The organism is Brevibacillus sp. 1238 (genome assembly GCF_029892995.1).
GTDB lineage: Bacteria > Bacillota > Bacilli > Brevibacillales > Brevibacillaceae > Brevibacillus > Brevibacillus parabrevis.
Genome location: NZ_JARXWC010000009.1, coordinates 45,006 through 60,324 on the forward strand (window position 1 = coordinate 45,006; position 15,319 = coordinate 60,324).

Below are 15,319 nucleotides of genomic sequence, written 5' to 3' on the forward strand. Positions count from 1 at the left end.
TTCAACGATGAAAAGGGGAGGGATCAGACATGGCGACGAACACGGAACGCATTGTCCTTGATCCTTCCGCACCTGATTCTCTTAAAGCGGGTGCGGAAAAAATCAATCGAGCGTTTGATATCTATGATCAAAAGGTTGAAAATCTTGAAGCAGGGGTGCAAGTGGCGATAGGCACAGCGAGTGATCTTGAATTTAAATTTCGCTTCGAGATAGAGCCTGTTCTTTCGGCACACACAGATGACGTCACAAGAATCGACGCGAGAATCGACAACGTCCTTGGCGACCAAGGTCAACTAACGGATGCGGTGAACGGCTTGGTTGCGAGCGAAATCCCGGAATTAAAGACCAGGATGAATAATGTCGAAAACGACACGGGAGTTTTGTATGTCAAAAGAACGGAGAAAGACATCAATGGTGTTTATACCGTTGTCAGGTCGTTCAGAGGAAATGGAACGATGCATACCAAGAGCGAACTGACGTTGCCTGACGAGAGTGGAAGATATTCTCGACGAACAGAAACGCGGTATGCAGCAGATGGGACAACTCCGGTGTCCGTTGTGACGTCAGCGCTCTTTTATGACGAGGACGGCGACCTTTATGAAGAGAAACTGGGGGAATACTGATGGACATACTCCAACAGCACGGGCTGATCGGCGGCAGGAAAGGTACGTCTGATATCGACATAGAAAACACATTTGACGTTATCGCGGGACAATCCATCGTAAAAGGCGATGCTGTGGAGCTGATAAGAACAGGAGCTAATGCAAATAAGGTAAGGACATCCCGGGAATATTGGCAGCAGTATGCAACAGCGATAACGGCATCGGGAAAAGTGGCTGACGGTATGGCTTTAAAAGCGTACGTTGGGTTGGAGGAAGATGGAGAAGCGGTATCTGTCATCGCTTATCAGAAAACATCGACGACGATCGGTTTTAAAGCGATCCGATATAGTTATGATGGCATGGTGCAAGAGGGCCAGGAATATCTTTTGAACGGATGGACATTCAATACAATGTCGGCCTTATCACAAGCAGGCACCCTTACGGCTGTTTTCGTCGGGCTTAAATCATCGTTTTTGGCAGCTGCCTTTATTCGAGTTGGCAGCGATTTGAGTTTGACGTTTACAGAAACGGTAGCTGGAATTTCAGGAACAAGCATGTACTATACAACCATCATTCGTATATCCAACGAAAAATTCGTACTGACTCACAGAAATTCGAGCGGATATGCATGCGCCATGGCAATGTATGTGAACAACTCCACCGGAACGGCATACTTCTCTACGATTTACACGGTGTCATCGGCAAACACGACGTACGTGTGGGCTAAAGGTGTACGATACGCAAATGGAGCTGTGATTTTGTGGGGAACGTCAGGTACGATGTCGACCATCGTATACGCGAGTTTTTCAGGAACGACAAGCCCGAGCCTCGGTTTTTCGGGAATGGTGCATCAAAACGCCGTCACTATCGGAACCGTAACATACGGCATCGTTCGTTCCACGGTATATCCAGATGAATTTTGGGTTGTTTGCAAGAATGGTTCATTTGATATTCGTTTGTTCAAAATCAAGTATTCAGGTGGCGTGTTCACGTTCGATACAGCAAACGCCAAGCTCATGCATGGCGTTTACGGCGACGGGGATGCTCTTGCGATTGAAGTTGTGAACGCAGACGACATCGCTAATGTAGATTCTGGATCAAGCAAAAGTTCATGCGTCATCGTAGCCATTTACACAGCGACCACGACAACTTACTACCTGATCGACTTTGTAAATGCGTTCAGTACGCCTTTGGAGTATAAGTGGAATCAGATTATGCCTGTGTCGAAAGTGACAATCACGAATGCTGCAACGATTTATTCTGGATATCGCGTCGGTAATTTGGAGTCACAAAGGATCATAAGCGGAACCACCCCGAGTGGATATGATCTGATGGGTGGAATACGTGTGACTGATGCTTATACAGTCAGTCCACATACGTCGATTAAATTGGTCGGCCTGACCCTTTCTCGCGATCTTTCGACGCTTGTGGAAGGGATGGTAATGATCGAACAAAAACCAATCGGTATTTCCACAGGAAATGCAAGCGGTGGAGAGAAAGTGAAGGTAAAAATGAGAGGAATTGTTCGGGGGTTGTCTTTGGTTCCCGGGTCAAGGTACTATGCTGATAAATACGGAAAGCTGACGAGAGAAAAGACGAAAAATCCTATCGGTATCGCTATTTCCAGTTCCGAGTTGTTGATTCGAAGGTCGGCAACAGAAGAAGGGGGAATGTGCTAGTGGAAACAATTATTAAAAATTACCCATTCGCTTCTAAAGTACCCAGCCAAGGGCATATGGCGACCTTGTTAAACAACGGAAAGGTGAAAGCTGCTTTAAAAGAAACCATCGACGAAACGGTCAACAATCCGCCGTTGTCTATACCTGTTCCAGCCACTTATACACAAGCAAATGCCCCACATCAACACAGGGCAGCTATTTTGTTTGTTTCTCCGACATTGATGATCCATGTGACTTCCAGCGATGGCACTTTGTATGCCCAAGCAGTAAATCCACAAACATCCAGTTTCAACTCTTACAATATAGACGCCGGAGGAGCGACGGGATTCACGCACATTTACGCTCATATTTTGCCGAATGGCAAAATACTGATCGTAGGAGCGAAGGCGAACAACAACTCATCGCTAGACTTTATTTGGGCGGGCGTATATTCGGTAGATTCAATCGGAAATCTCACAAGAGTTACGTCACAAATCCTTGTAAATGGGTACGTTTATGCGCCGCGAATCATTTCTGTATTGAGTGAACGCGGTGTTTTGGTTATGTACCATGCCAACAACGGTAGCAGAGAAATGCGACTGCTTTGTTTCACTGTTGACAACGATGCAATCTCCACCTCAAACGGAACGGCAACGTATATAGAAGCTGGAACGTTTTTTAGTTATGGAGACGGTTGTGACGTTTGCAGAATCGGAGAAGATTCTGTTCTGATCATGGGCAGGTCAGAGTATGCGTCGGGTACGGGTGTGCAAGTATCTATCTGGCGAACGTACGTGGTGACAATCAACTCATCGACAAGGGCACTCACAAAATACGCAGCGTACAATGACTTGATAGCTGCCGACAGCCAATACGTTACACTCATGAACATCGGCCAAAATCGCGTTGTCGCCTATTATGCGGACAACAAAGGCGGATACTTCGCAAACTATGTGTCCCTCATGGATGTTGCTAACCTGTTGAATATCAAAGTAATAAAAACCTACGAAGTCGATAACCCGTACGCAAATTCTCCGTTACCAAGCATGTATTCCATAGGAGGGAAGGGGTACTATCGTTCTAAGTTGGTTCACCAACTCAACACGCACCCCGAAATAGGTCGATTTCCTGTTTGCTTTCCGGTGGCGATAAGGCTATCTGGATATCGGGTAGCTTTTATGGGACAAGCAGCAAATACTTGGGCTGGGAACGCGGGGTCGACGACTACTTACATGAACCTTGCGGTTGTGGTCGAATTAACGGGCAATGCGAACGGATTGATTTTCGGCGATCCGATGCCTATGTTTGATGCCAGCGGAGCATCGCCCGGGGTTCACTTTGCCATAACCAAGACACCCACCGGACAGTACGCCTATGTAAATACCAGGACGACGAATGCAAGCGGGACTTCGGTTGGGCTGTTTCCAGAAAAATATTTTGACACAGGCATGATCATCGGTATCTTCGATAAAAATTCCAATGTTATCCTGCGGGGTATCGTGAAATTGAATGTGGCGGCTTTGGTAAACGGATATGAATACTTTGCCTATTTGCCAAAAAGCTCGGCTGTGCCACTTGTTCCAAATTTGATAAAGTCGGCATACGTTGGAACCGGAGTGGATGCAAAAACTCTGTTGATGAGAGATTTTCTGGGTATAAGCAAGCCGCCAACAGTATAAGGAGGGACAGAAAGTGTATATCGTTTTCCAGAAGAACACACGAATCGCAGTAGCGAAAACAGCAACAATCAAACGGGTTGAACAAGGACTGGCAACCGACGAATCTATCTATTTCGATGGAAATGGTGAGTTGGATTACAGAGAAGTAGATGACAACGACGTTCCGGCGGATTTCGGTCCGCATAAGTACATCCTAGATACAGGTGGAAGCTTTGGTTTGAACGAAGATTATGTTGAATACAAAACGCCTGAGCAGAAGATTGCGGAATTGGAAGCGAGGCAGGCTGCGACCGAAGAGGCGCTTTTGCAATTAATTCTTTCTCAAGCGTGACTAATCCGAAAGGGAAGTGTTGTCAATGTATGCATTTATGCTGAATATGTGGGTCATGAAAAAAGTGACGAATGCCGATCTGATGAAGCTAGTCAACCGGACGCCACAACAACTTACTCAGGAAGAATACAATATGATCGTTGAGACATCGCAAAAGTAGAAGCGCCTTTCCAAAAGCGGGAGGCGTTTTTTCATGGGGAGCTGCCGAGGCGGCTTCTCTTTATTTTGCCCCAAGGGGGTGAGGAGGAAGAGCGACATGGAAAACATCATCAAATCAGTATTCGCACTTGGCGGCGCAGCTGCATCTTTTCTCTTTGGTGGATGGTCGGCATTGCTCAGTGTGTTGTTGGCATTCGTAATCTTTGATTTCGTCACCGGAATGGTTGCGTCCGGCATGGAAGGCAAGCTAAAAAGCAAGGTCGGCATGATCGGCATTGCGCGGAAGGTGTTCATCTTCTGCATGGTCGCGATTGCGCATCTGATCGACATGTCTCTGGGTGACCAAAATTTCATCCGCGACGCGACGATCTTTTTCTATCTGGCAAACGAGCTGCTGTCCATCATCGAGAACGCGGGACGCATTGGCCTGCCCGTTCCGGAATTGATTAAGCGAGCAGTAGAGGTACTAAAAGGGAGAGGGGAAGGGAAGTAACATGCAAATCATCGATATGATGCTGACCAACAAGACGGCCAGGCCAGGTACAAAGATTGTCCCGAAAGGACTGGTCATCCACTGGACAGCCAACGAGGGCAAAGGTGCTGATGCCGTGGCGAACCGGAACTACTTCAACAAGCCGACGACAGAAGCTAGCGCTCACTACATCGTGGATGACCGGCAAATTATCAGGTGTTTGCCTGAGACGGAAATGGGCTATCACGTCGGGGCTAAGTCGTACAAGCCGGAGGCGGTTGCCAGGTTGAGCAGCTATCCGAACAACGCAACCATCGGAATCGAAATGTGCGTCAATGCAGACGGCGATTTCAAGGTGATGTATCAGCGGACAGTGGAGCTGGCAGCGGATATTCTCAAGCGGTACGGGTGGAGTGTAGACAAGCTGTGGCGCCACTTTGACATCACCGGGAAAAACTGCCCGGCTTACTTCGTGTCAGATGACTTCTCCCGCCGCTTTACCGGACTGACAGCGACGCAGGCATGGTCGAAGTTCAAGGCTGATGTGGAGCAGGCGTTAAAGCCTAATCCACAACCTGCACAAAAGCCTGTGGACAAGGTGCTCGTGGAGATCAACGGCAAGCGCCTGGCGGCGTCCGGCTACCTCAAAGATGGTGTATCTTGGCTGCCGATCCGTGCCGTTGCAGAGGCAGTTGGCGGCAAGGTCGAGTGGTGCCAATTGACCAAACAAATCAAAGTGAATGGCAAGGACATCAACGAGGAAATTATCGAGGGCACCGGCTACGCCTGGTCGAAGGAGATCGGCGCAGCGCTCGGCCTGACGGTGGAGTGGGATGGGGAAACCAAAACAGTGCGCCTGACGAAAGGATGTGTGTAAGATGGACTGGCTGAAACAGAACAAAAGGGGCTTGCTCCTCATCGTGATCGGCGTCCTCGCTATTGTTGGCAGCTACGGACTGCTGACGGAAGAGCAGCAGCGGCAGATCGTGGAGATCATCGCATCGTTCCTGTATACGATCTTGTAAACGACGAAGCCCTCTGGCGGAGTGATCCGCTGGAGGGTTTTCATTGTTGAAATTTTTGCATCTAGCGTGTTTTTTAATAATTATTTGAAACAAGACATTCAATTTTATTTACACCCTACTTTTTCACATAGTATGCTAAAAACAGAAACAATAAGGGTGAAATAAAATGGATCTCGTATTATCGGGCAGTCTTGACAGGAATCAAATTTCAAAGGCACTGGCCTCACTACAAAAGGCTAATACCAAGACGGTCAATAATGTTGATCTTACTGGGGTAACATTCGCACAACCTTATGGGATGGTTCTGTTACTGCAGTTATTTGGCTATCTAAGCATTACCAATGATATCTTGTTGCCAAATAATAAAATACTTTCTTACATGGCAAGAGCTAACTTTTTCTCTTTAGTTCAGAAGTATGCATATCTAGACGATAACATTTTGAGAATAATGGACCAGACTGTTAAGGATGATGGTAACAAGAGTTTGCTTGAAATCACGCGTATTGAAGACAACAGTGATATTAAAAAAACAGTTCAAGCGGTTTTTGACCAAGCTTATAATATCCTGAAATATGAACTGTTGTATGACGATGATGATGTTTCTAGCTTCCTCTCACTGCTAATTGAATTACTACAAAACATCCCTAGACACAGCGAATCATATGGTTATGTATGTGCTCAGAGATACCATTTCCCGAAGAGTGATCTTAGATATATTAGCGTGTGTATATCCGATAAAGGAATTGGTATTAAAGAGAGCTTAACACCGACTCATGGTAATTACATGTCTGTATGGGACGACAGTGTTGCCATTAATCTGGCCGTACTCGAGGGAGAGTCAAGTAAAAGTAGAGGAGGTTTGGGCTACAAAGGAGCAAGGGAAATCGTTAAAAAATTCTCAGGAACCCTATATGTTCGGTCTGGAACTGCCGACATATTTATCAAAGAGAATGGCATACCAGTAATAAATGGAGGACTTCCATTTTTTCCTGGCACCCAAATTGAAATCATCTTACCACAAAAAAATGATTGACAAACCTTTTTGGAAGATATAATATCTTCCTTGTAAGGGTTTATAATATTTTTGTTTAAAGGAGGGGTGAGCATGATTGGTTCAGTAAAGGTTTTGGACCTTGGCGGCCTAAGTGAACAGCTTGTTGAGACAAAACTCCTCTCCATCCGCCCTGACGGTGAAATTATCAGGAACGAAATTATCTCGATTGCTCATTCAATTGAGGAGGATATTATACTTCTTGATTTTAGTAATGTCCTGATTATTGACTTTTCTTGTTCTGATGAGATTATTGCAGTACTACAAGAAAACACGAAGCTCCTCTCAGGTAAGAGGATTATCCTATCGAACCTGACAAAAAGTCATCAGGAAAATATTCAAATGGCATTGAAGGAAAGAAAACAAGCTGTCTGGGCGCTGGATAAGTTACAAGGTTATTATCTCATAGGTCATCTTCAAGGAAATCTGGAATCGATTTTGGCGTTTGTAACCGACAGAAAAAGAGTAACTGCAAGAGAGTTAGCTGATGACCTAGGGGAAGAGTTGGCTAGTGTGAGTCTGAAGCTTGGAAAACTCTATAAAGGCGGATTAATAAACCGTATTGAAGATCGATCACCAGAAGGAATGCAATATATTTATACTTCACTTTTTTGAACTCCATAGCGAGTTCAAAAAAATTAGAATGGTTTAACCGAAAAATGAATAAAGGTACTTTAAATAAAAAAAGAATAAGGGGTGAGAGGGAATGAGATCGAAGAACAAAATAAAAAACTGGTTGCTGTTCCGACATTCTTGCCGGGAGCCTACCAGTCTGGTGTAAAGTGGGTATTCATGTTATCGTCCTTTTTATTGCCTCGACAACAATAAATGTAACATGAATGGCTCTCTCCTGGCAAGGCACAAAAAACCAGGAGGATTGATAAAGATGTTAATTTGCACACCGTACATTACTCTGAGGAACGGTCATCGTTTGTATGCTCATGAAAAGGGGCTGGAAGCATTTTGCTTCGAGGTTACTCCCGAACAACAAAAGAAGTACGAGGAAAAAAAGCGTAATAAAGCGTCTGAACAAAACGAAAAAACAAAAGAGTAGTTGCATTTCGGCGGGATTTTGGACGAGATCCCGTCGACCAAATTTATTATCAGGAGGAACATGATGAGATACTGGTTACGAGATAAATTGTTGGGACTTGGTTTATTGGTAATCGCTGTGGTAATTGCTGTGGGTATTATTTTTCCGCTTGTGAGAAGTGCACTGGTTAGCGCTTTTGGTGACCAGGTGACTACAGTGTATGTTGCGATAGTTGATGATGTCAAAAATGCTCAAGCAAAAGTTAGATGGATTGATGATGTTCCTCAGCTACCTATGCAGAACGACAAGTATGTTGCACAGAAAGCGTGGGTTAATATTGAAAAATTTCCTATTGCTAGGGTAGGAGACACAGTTGACCTTGCTGTAACTGCACCTGGAACACTAAAGAAACTCGGAAATCCCCATCAGTACACAAAACTTGAGGTGGTAGATCTAAACTTAAATTGGTTCTCAGAGGCTTGGCGATATATAACGAAATGACAAGTCGGCGTTTGCCGACTTAATTTTATTTGCAAGATTCCCTCCTGTTCGCATATAATACAAACAAATGTTCTTATTTGGAGGCGAACAGCATGAGAATCAGCAAGATAGATAATCCGCTTTCAATCAGATTTGTCCTGCCGGAGCAACGGGAGCTGTACCTGCAGATGCGCGAGGACGAGAAGCTGGTGCCAATGCCAGTGCTGGAGCAGGATGAACTTGAATCCTTTCAGTACCTGATTCGCGATGCAGCGCGCGAGGACTACGCCGTCACAGTGACCTGGTGGCAGCAGGTCAAAGGTGATCTGGGCAAGAACCGCAGCATGTGGGGCACCGTGAAGTGGATCGACCACAACACGCGCCGGATCAAGCTGGTAAATGATGAAGATGTTCAGTGGGTTCCATTAGATAATGTAACAGCGATTTCAAGTTAAGTGGTTGTCGAAGGGTGTCGGACAATTACCCTTGCTCACCCTTGGGTACTTGGATTATCGTGGAAATGTCACGAATATAGTCCTGGGACCATCAGGAGGAAAAGCCATTGAAATTTTTGAAGTTCATAGGTTGGGTTTTTATTCCTTATATCATGATCCTTTTTCAATGGAAGAAGATCGGGGCAATTGGTAAGGGATTAGGAACCGCATGGGCATTAATTGTTCTGATTTCTAGTATTGGTAATGCTGCCAGCGAGAAAAAGCCAGTTCAAACAGTTTCAATTCAAGAGAGTAAGTCTACAGAGGTAAAGCAAAAGGAAGTAGCCCCAATAGCTTCCCAAAATCAATCGAACCAGACACCTACAACCGACTCTCAAGCGGTAACGCCAACTGCCTCACGTATTCAAGCGAAAGTTCTTGAGGTAACAGACGGCGATACAATCAAGGTTGAGTTAAATGGTAAGGAGGCAGCTGTTCGTTTTCTTCTGGTCGATACCCCGGAAACCAAACATCCACAGCATGGCGAACAGCCCTTCGGAAAAGAAGCATCAAATTTCACCAAAGATTTGCTAAGTGGCAAGACCGTTGAGCTCGAACAGGACGTAAATAATGGGCCCGACAAGTACGGCCGACTGCTTTACTACGTGTATGTGGATGGCAAATCCGTACAGGAAGCGCTGCTGGAGAAAGGGCTTGCCCGGGTCGCCTACGTGTATGTTCCAAACGTCAAGTACGTGGATGAGTACCGAGCAATCCAAGAAAAAGCCCAGAAGGCTGGCGTGGGAATCTGGTCAATCGAGAACTACGCCCAAGAAGATGGATACCACGCAGAAGTGGTTAAGAAGAACGCTTCAACTCCGGTTAAAAACGCCACCACAACCTCAGCGCCTAAGCCACAGCCTAAGCCACAACCTGCTCCGCAGCCGGTTCAGGAAGTGTATTATGCGAATTGCAGCGAGGCAAAAGCAGCCGGTGCGGCTCCGATCTACAGAGGCGAGCCAGGTTACAGACCGAAGCTTGATCGTGATAACGACGGGATCGCCTGTGAAAAGTAAAACAAAAGCCCTTCTCAACAGAGAGGGGCTTTTGATACGACGTTATATTAATATGGAAGAAACTCAACAAAGAATTGGGGACAATGGGGACGAATTGGGGACCAAATCGAACAGCAAGCATCATTTTTTATCCTGCGTTACCATAAACATCTTACGAAAAACCCTTGACCCATTAGGTTTTATCATGTTACACTCTAATCTGTCAGACGGCCTCGACCAGATTTAGGTTCTGGCGGGAGACCGTGGGGGTTCAAGTCCCTTCACCCGCACCTTATAAGAAAAAGGATTTGCAGCCAGAGCAAACCTTTGTTCATGTACATGCGGACGTAGCTCAATTGGTAGAGCGTCGCCTTGCCAAGGCGAAGGTCGCGGGTTCGAGACCCGTCGTCCGCTCCATAGATGTTCTCGGGTCTCTCACCCGTTCCGGGTTTACCCTTGAAGAGCATCAAAGAAGAGTGTCACGGGTACTTCAGATCTGGCTTGTCGGGTAGCAAATCGGCGAAGTGGTGCCAGTAGAAGCGAGACCCGTCGTCCGCTCCATCATTATTCAACCGTTTCAGGTTGACTCTTACAATTAAGTGCCCTTAGCTCAGCTGGATAGAGCGTTTGACTACGAATCAAAAGGTCGGGAGTTCGAATCTCTCAGGGCACGCCATTACTTCATATGAAACCGTAGAGTAGGAACAATTCCTACTCTTTTTTGCATAATCTCGGCTGCATTCTTACAAATTTTAAGTAAGTTTTCCTTGTATCTCCCAATTCCATCTATTACTTTAGAATTACACTGTATTTTCAACATCAACAATACAGGTGATACAAGGGAAAACAGGTGACAACGAGAGTTTGTTACATGCGTGATGGAAGAATAAGATGGAACAGGAGATGTATCAACGTGAACCCAATTAAATTGGACCAAATGCATCCTGCAATTGCTAAACTGATCGATAATATAGAAAAAGTTTTGATTGGAAAACGTTCGGTAATCGAGATGATGGTCGCAGCGATTTTGGCGAATGGGCATGTTCTTTTGGAGGACGTGCCGGGTGTCGGAAAGACGATGCTCGTACGCGCTCTGGCCAAATCGATCGGGGGCGAGTTCAAGCGTATCCAATTCACGCCCGATTTGCTGCCGACCGACGTGACTGGGGTAGCGATCTTCAACCAGCAAACGATGGAGTTTGAATTTCGGCAAGGACCGTTGTTTGCAAACGTGATTTTGGCGGATGAAATCAACCGGACATCGCCAAAGACACAGTCAGCTCTTTTGGAAGCAATGGAAGAGCGCTCAGTCACTGTAGACGGCACAACGTATCGGTTGGCCAACCCGTTTTTTGTGATGGCGACGCAAAACCCGCTGGAATACGAAGGAACGTTTCCACTGCCGGAAGCACAGTTGGACCGTTTTCTGATGCAATTACGCTTGGGATATCCGACTGTAGATGAAGAAATGCGGATGTTGTCGAGATTCTCAGATGTGAATCCGCTCACAGAGCTTGAGCCTGTCTTGTCGGCAGCAGACTTGACGCAGCTCCAGAAAGAAGTTGCTGCGATCAAGGTGTCGGAAGGGGTAAAAGAATACATTGTGCGGCTTTGCCACCGTACACGTGAACACCACCATATTTACCTTGGTGTAAGTCCACGCGGGTCACTTGCCTTGTATAAAGCGGTGCAGGCACTTGCATTTGTACGCGGCAGAGATTACGTTATCCCGGATGATGTCAAAGAACTGGTGCCGTTAGTATTCGCCCATCGGATGATCGTGAAGCCGGAAGCACGTCTGGAAGGAGCAACCGTTGATCGGGTACTGACCGTGATCTTGACCGAAACCCGAGTGCCGGTGAGCTGAGGCGGTGACTGCGAATGAGACAGCAAAGATGGGGTAAGCTCAAAGCGGTCCTGCTTGTGGTGATCACCTATGTTTTCGCCAAATTTCAGGGCGGTTTTTCCAGCTGGTTTCTTTTTTACAGCAGTCTGGTGTTTCTGGTATATGAGGCTCTGGCGTATTTTCTCATGTTCTCTACGCTGGAGGTAGAACGCCACATCGATCGCAATCGTTTGCAGGACGGCGAGGACGTCGTTGTGACGGTTCGTCTGCGCCGGAGAATCCGGTTTCCGCTCGGGTGGCATATGGTTGTGGAGCCGTTGCCGGAGCGTCTCGCAGGCGTGTATGAGCCGCACAGACAGCTGATTTTTCCTTGGTTTAAAAAAGAGATGGAGTTTCGCTACGTCATTCCCAGCCTGCCACGCGGTTTTTACACGCTGGATCAGTGTGTTGTCAGCGGAGGAGATTTTTTCGGATTTTGCGAAAGGCGGAAAGTGTTTTCATTCCCCCAGGAGTTTCTCGTCTATCCACGCTATAAGGAATTGACGCATTGGGCTTTGGGCGATGGCAGCTTCAGCGGGAATGTCCACGTGTCACACAAGCGCTCCGACGACGTCGCTGCGGTAAGGGGCGTACGCGATTATCAGCGCGGTGACCGGCTGAGCCAGATTCATTGGCGTGCATCTGCCAGAGGGACTGGCTTAAAAACAAAGGAATTTGAGCATCAGGCGATGAATCAGGCTGTCTTTTTCCTTGATGTAGAAAAGGAAAGCTACGAGGGCCAGCCAGCCCAGCTTTTCGAAACGGCGGTAAAGCTAAGTGCAAGCCTGATCGCGTATGCCAACCGGAACCAGTATCACTACGGGCTGGTGTACAGGCAAAAGGAACGCATCTCGATTGCTCCGGCGCTGTCCCATGCCCACTTCCTGCGTGTGTTTGATCAGTTGGCGCGAGTCATGCCGCAAGGAAGCGAGTCGTTCGCACGGGTTGTAGGGCGAGAAGCGCTGGAACAGCAACAAGGTGTAACGCTGATTATCGTCACACCGCGAGTAGACAAAGACCTGGTCAATCGACTGATTGCGTTGTCGCAAAAAGGAAGAAGAGTGCAATTGTTCTACGTACATGCCGAAGCCACCATTTCCCAGGAGCGCAGACGAATGCTGCAACTGCTCGGCGGAAGCAAAGTATCGTGTACGTCTATCCACGTCGATGAACAAGAGTGGAAGCGGATAGGAGGTGCTTAGACTCATGAGCGTGTGGAAACGTCCAACGGTATGGCAATGGGTCTCGGCCCTTTTTCTGTTCCTGATGCTAAGAGAGTGGCTATTGCCTTTGCAGGAGCTGACAGATACAGGCATCCTTTGGCCTTTTTATGCGATCGTGGCCGGAGTGCTGATTATCGACGTAGCCATACCGTATCGCTGGATTACAATACCGATCAAAATGCTGGGCCTGCTGTGGCTTTTGCATGCTTCTTTGTTCGACACACCGCTGTTTGCGACGGATTGGCTGGCGGAGTTGTACGGGCAGATAGTTCATGACCTCCCGTTGGCTTTTCAGCAGGATTGGGCAGCGATGTCCATCTTGTCGCGAAATGCCTTGTTTGACCTGATGCTGATCGTTTTGATCACGATGCTGACGTACTTGGTACTGGAGCAGCGGCAAGGCTTATGGTTCGTCTTTTTGACAGAGCTGTATTTGGCTGTCCTTGATACGTTCTTGCCGTATGACGCCAGCGAGGGGATTGTGCGGACGCTCATTTTCGGGTTCTTGCTCCTGGCTGTCAGTCATTTGATGAAGATGACCAACATGGCTACCGTGGCAGAAAAAAGGAGCCGACTTCTCTTCGGTTCTCTGATGGCTTCTCTCCTGATCATTCTCGTGAGCGTAGGCATCGGCTATGCCGCTCCGAAGAAAGCAGCGAGCTGGCCTGATCCGATTGCTTTTCTGATGGGCAACGGGAACGAGACGCCGACAGCGGTCATGAAAAAAGTTGGTTACGACAACAACGACGAGCGGTTGGGCGGACCTTTTCTGCAAGACAATACGCTGGTGTTCATTGCGACAACGAACGAGCGCAGCTATTGGCGCGGCGACTCCAAAGACCTGTATACAGGTGTAGGCTGGGAGAAAGGGGAACGCGATTACACGGCGATTCTCGACCCGCAAAACTACGAGTGGAAAAATGAACTGTTCCACGGGTTCGAAATGAAAAAGGTAGAAGCAACGCTGGAATTTAAAGGACCGCAGCAGTTTGCCACTGTCTTTTATCCGGGGCAATTGAACAAGGTGAGCAATTACGCTCCGCCGAATGCTACTGTCGTGTACGATCAGTTGAACCAACAGCTAGAGGTGCGGGCAGGCAAAATCAACCTGATCCAGCCCAGATCGCAAAATGGCAAAACGGAATACGCTCCTAACACATTGCTGCTCAAGCTCAACCAGTACAAGGTGAATGCAGAGGTTCCGGTTGTCAGCGAAAAGGCAGTGACCGAAGCGGGAACCGACTATCCGGAAGAGATCAAAGAGCGGTACTTGCAGCTTCCGGCAACTTTGCCGCCGCGTGTAAAAGAGCTGGCGAAGTCGATTACGCAAAATGCCAAGACCCCGTACGAAAAAGTCCGGGCGATCGAGAATTACTTGCGATCGAGTGGAAAATATAAGTATGAAACGAAAGATGTGCCTGTAGCTGCGGAGGGTCAAGATTTTGTCGACCATTTTCTCTTTGACAGCATGAGAGGGTACTGCGATCATTTCTCCACCTCCATGGCGGTTATGTTGCGCTCTCTGGACATCCCGACGCGCTGGGTAAAAGGCTTCGCTCCGGGGGAGAGAGTAGGCAGCGACGATCAAAACCGCGACATCATGGAAATTCGCAACAAAGATGCCCACTCGTGGGTAGAGGTGTACTTCCCGGGTCACGGGTGGATTCCTTTTGAAGCGACCAGCACCTTTATCTCGCCAGTGCGATTCAACTACGATTTGCAAACCTCCCAACCGCAATTGCCGATCCCTGTGCCGGATCTGGGCAACCAGACTTCGCCAGACAGAGGAGACGGGCGCTTCAATGAGCTGGAAGAGGGAGATGCCGTCCCTGGGAAAAGCTTTTCGATTCCGTGGCAAGTCAATGCGGGGCTGGTGGTTGTGGCAGCCGTTGCGGGCTTCATGGCTTGGAGGAGGAGAAAAGACATTCAACTATGGTGGCTCCGAAGACAGATTGATCAACATAAAGGAAACAAGTACCAGGATCGTTTCAACTGGTTGCTTCGCGTGATGGAAAGTGTCTACTCACGTCGGCAATCGGGTGAGACTCTCCGGGAGTATGTAGGCAGAATCACGATTCCAGCCGACAAGCGGCAAGACTTGCGTTACTTGACGGAAATGTACGAGCGAACCGTTTACGGCTACAAGGAATTGGAACAAAAGGCACGTTCCGTGGCAGAGCAGCTGATCGAGAGATTGATCCGTCAACTGAAGCCTTGAACAAAGCCGTCCCA

At 47.5% G+C, this 15,319-nt stretch carries 16 protein-coding genes and 2 tRNA genes; all 18 read left to right on the forward strand.

Annotated elements, in window-relative coordinates; genetic code table 11:
* Window positions 1–29 precede the first annotated feature (29 nt).
* Complete coding sequence (locus tag M2298_RS19375; RefSeq protein WP_280648969.1) at window positions 30–623, forward strand: hypothetical protein; 594 nt, start codon at window positions 30–32, stop codon at window positions 621–623.
* Entirely contained in the window at window positions 623–2,281 is a 1,659-nt protein-coding gene (locus M2298_RS19380; protein WP_280648970.1) for a hypothetical protein, read from the forward strand. Before M2298_RS19375 ends, M2298_RS19380 begins: the two co-directional genes overlap by 1 nt.
* Window positions 2,281–3,939, forward strand: coding sequence for a hypothetical protein (locus M2298_RS19385; protein ID WP_280648971.1), 1,659 nt, complete (start codon window positions 2,281–2,283; stop codon window positions 3,937–3,939). Before M2298_RS19380 ends, M2298_RS19385 begins: the two co-directional genes overlap by 1 nt.
* A gap of 13 nt (window positions 3,940–3,952) precedes the next feature.
* Window positions 3,953–4,270, forward strand: a complete 318-nt coding sequence (locus M2298_RS19390) for a hypothetical protein (RefSeq protein ID WP_280648972.1) — start codon at window positions 3,953–3,955, stop codon at window positions 4,268–4,270.
* A gap of 25 nt (window positions 4,271–4,295) precedes the next feature.
* Window positions 4,296–4,430, forward strand: a complete 135-nt coding sequence (locus tag M2298_RS19395; RefSeq protein WP_280648973.1) for a hypothetical protein — start codon at window positions 4,296–4,298, stop codon at window positions 4,428–4,430.
* Between the two features lie 96 nt (window positions 4,431–4,526).
* On the forward strand, window positions 4,527–4,922 hold the full coding sequence (locus M2298_RS19400) for a phage holin family protein (protein ID WP_280648974.1): 396 nt from the start codon (window positions 4,527–4,529) through the stop codon (window positions 4,920–4,922).
* A 1-nt stretch (window position 4,923) separates the two neighbouring features.
* The gene (locus tag M2298_RS19405; RefSeq protein WP_280648975.1) at window positions 4,924–5,778 is read left to right on the forward strand and encodes an N-acetylmuramoyl-L-alanine amidase; all 855 of its coding nucleotides are present in this window, start codon (window positions 4,924–4,926) and stop codon (window positions 5,776–5,778) included.
* Window position 5,779: 1 nt separating this feature from the next.
* Window positions 5,780–5,926: a hypothetical protein gene (locus M2298_RS19410; protein WP_280648976.1), complete on the forward strand. Its 147-nt coding sequence runs from the start codon at window positions 5,780–5,782 to the stop codon at window positions 5,924–5,926.
* A 166-nt stretch (window positions 5,927–6,092) separates the two neighbouring features.
* Window positions 6,093–6,959, forward strand: coding sequence for an ATP-binding protein (locus tag M2298_RS19415; RefSeq protein ID WP_280648977.1), 867 nt, complete (start codon window positions 6,093–6,095; stop codon window positions 6,957–6,959).
* Between the two features lie 72 nt (window positions 6,960–7,031).
* Complete coding sequence (locus M2298_RS19420; RefSeq protein ID WP_280648978.1) at window positions 7,032–7,592, forward strand: hypothetical protein; 561 nt, start codon at window positions 7,032–7,034, stop codon at window positions 7,590–7,592.
* Window positions 7,593–8,094: 502 nt separating this feature from the next.
* Entirely contained in the window at window positions 8,095–8,511 is a 417-nt protein-coding gene (locus tag M2298_RS19425; RefSeq protein ID WP_280648979.1) for a hypothetical protein, read from the forward strand.
* A gap of 92 nt (window positions 8,512–8,603) precedes the next feature.
* On the forward strand, window positions 8,604–8,945 hold the full coding sequence (locus M2298_RS19430) for a YolD-like family protein (RefSeq protein ID WP_280648980.1): 342 nt from the start codon (window positions 8,604–8,606) through the stop codon (window positions 8,943–8,945).
* A gap of 107 nt (window positions 8,946–9,052) precedes the next feature.
* Window positions 9,053–10,000, forward strand: a complete 948-nt coding sequence (locus M2298_RS19435; RefSeq protein ID WP_280648981.1) for a thermonuclease family protein — start codon at window positions 9,053–9,055, stop codon at window positions 9,998–10,000.
* A gap of 320 nt (window positions 10,001–10,320) precedes the next feature.
* Window positions 10,321–10,396: transfer RNA gene (locus M2298_RS19440), tRNA-Gly, on the forward strand.
* 182 nt (window positions 10,397–10,578) lie between these two features.
* A tRNA-Arg gene (locus M2298_RS19445) sits at window positions 10,579–10,655 on the forward strand.
* Between the two features lie 237 nt (window positions 10,656–10,892).
* Window positions 10,893–11,846: an AAA family ATPase gene (locus M2298_RS19450; protein ID WP_122965618.1), complete on the forward strand. Its 954-nt coding sequence runs from the start codon at window positions 10,893–10,895 to the stop codon at window positions 11,844–11,846.
* Window positions 11,847–11,860: 14 nt separating this feature from the next.
* Window positions 11,861–13,066: a DUF58 domain-containing protein gene (locus M2298_RS19455; protein ID WP_122965617.1), complete on the forward strand. Its 1,206-nt coding sequence runs from the start codon at window positions 11,861–11,863 to the stop codon at window positions 13,064–13,066.
* A gap of 4 nt (window positions 13,067–13,070) precedes the next feature.
* Window positions 13,071–15,305: a transglutaminase TgpA family protein gene (locus tag M2298_RS19460; RefSeq protein ID WP_173597808.1), complete on the forward strand. Its 2,235-nt coding sequence runs from the start codon at window positions 13,071–13,073 to the stop codon at window positions 15,303–15,305.
* The last annotated feature ends 14 nt before the right edge of the window (window positions 15,306–15,319 follow it).

What these genes read in the sequence shown, in the direction of transcription:
- M2298_RS19375 (WP_280648969.1), top strand. Translation starts at nt 30, where the DNA reads ATGGCGACGAACACGGAACGCATTGTCCTTGATCCTTCCGCACCTGAT.
- M2298_RS19380 (WP_280648970.1), top strand. Translation starts at nt 623, where the DNA reads ATGGACATACTCCAACAGCACGGGCTGATCGGCGGCAGGAAAGGTACG.
- M2298_RS19395 (WP_280648973.1), top strand. Translation starts at nt 4,296, where the DNA reads ATGTATGCATTTATGCTGAATATGTGGGTCATGAAAAAAGTGACGAAT.
- M2298_RS19400 (WP_280648974.1), top strand. Translation starts at nt 4,527, where the DNA reads ATGGAAAACATCATCAAATCAGTATTCGCACTTGGCGGCGCAGCTGCA.
- M2298_RS19405 (WP_280648975.1), top strand. Translation starts at nt 4,924, where the DNA reads ATGCAAATCATCGATATGATGCTGACCAACAAGACGGCCAGGCCAGGT.
- M2298_RS19410 (WP_280648976.1), top strand. Translation starts at nt 5,780, where the DNA reads ATGGACTGGCTGAAACAGAACAAAAGGGGCTTGCTCCTCATCGTGATC.
- M2298_RS19415 (WP_280648977.1), top strand. Translation starts at nt 6,093, where the DNA reads ATGGATCTCGTATTATCGGGCAGTCTTGACAGGAATCAAATTTCAAAG.
- M2298_RS19420 (WP_280648978.1), top strand. Translation starts at nt 7,032, where the DNA reads ATGATTGGTTCAGTAAAGGTTTTGGACCTTGGCGGCCTAAGTGAACAG.
- M2298_RS19425 (WP_280648979.1), top strand. Translation starts at nt 8,095, where the DNA reads ATGAGATACTGGTTACGAGATAAATTGTTGGGACTTGGTTTATTGGTA.
- M2298_RS19430 (WP_280648980.1), top strand. Translation starts at nt 8,604, where the DNA reads ATGAGAATCAGCAAGATAGATAATCCGCTTTCAATCAGATTTGTCCTG.
- M2298_RS19455 (WP_122965617.1), top strand. Translation starts at nt 11,861, where the DNA reads ATGAGACAGCAAAGATGGGGTAAGCTCAAAGCGGTCCTGCTTGTGGTG.
- M2298_RS19460 (WP_173597808.1), top strand. Translation starts at nt 13,071, where the DNA reads ATGAGCGTGTGGAAACGTCCAACGGTATGGCAATGGGTCTCGGCCCTT.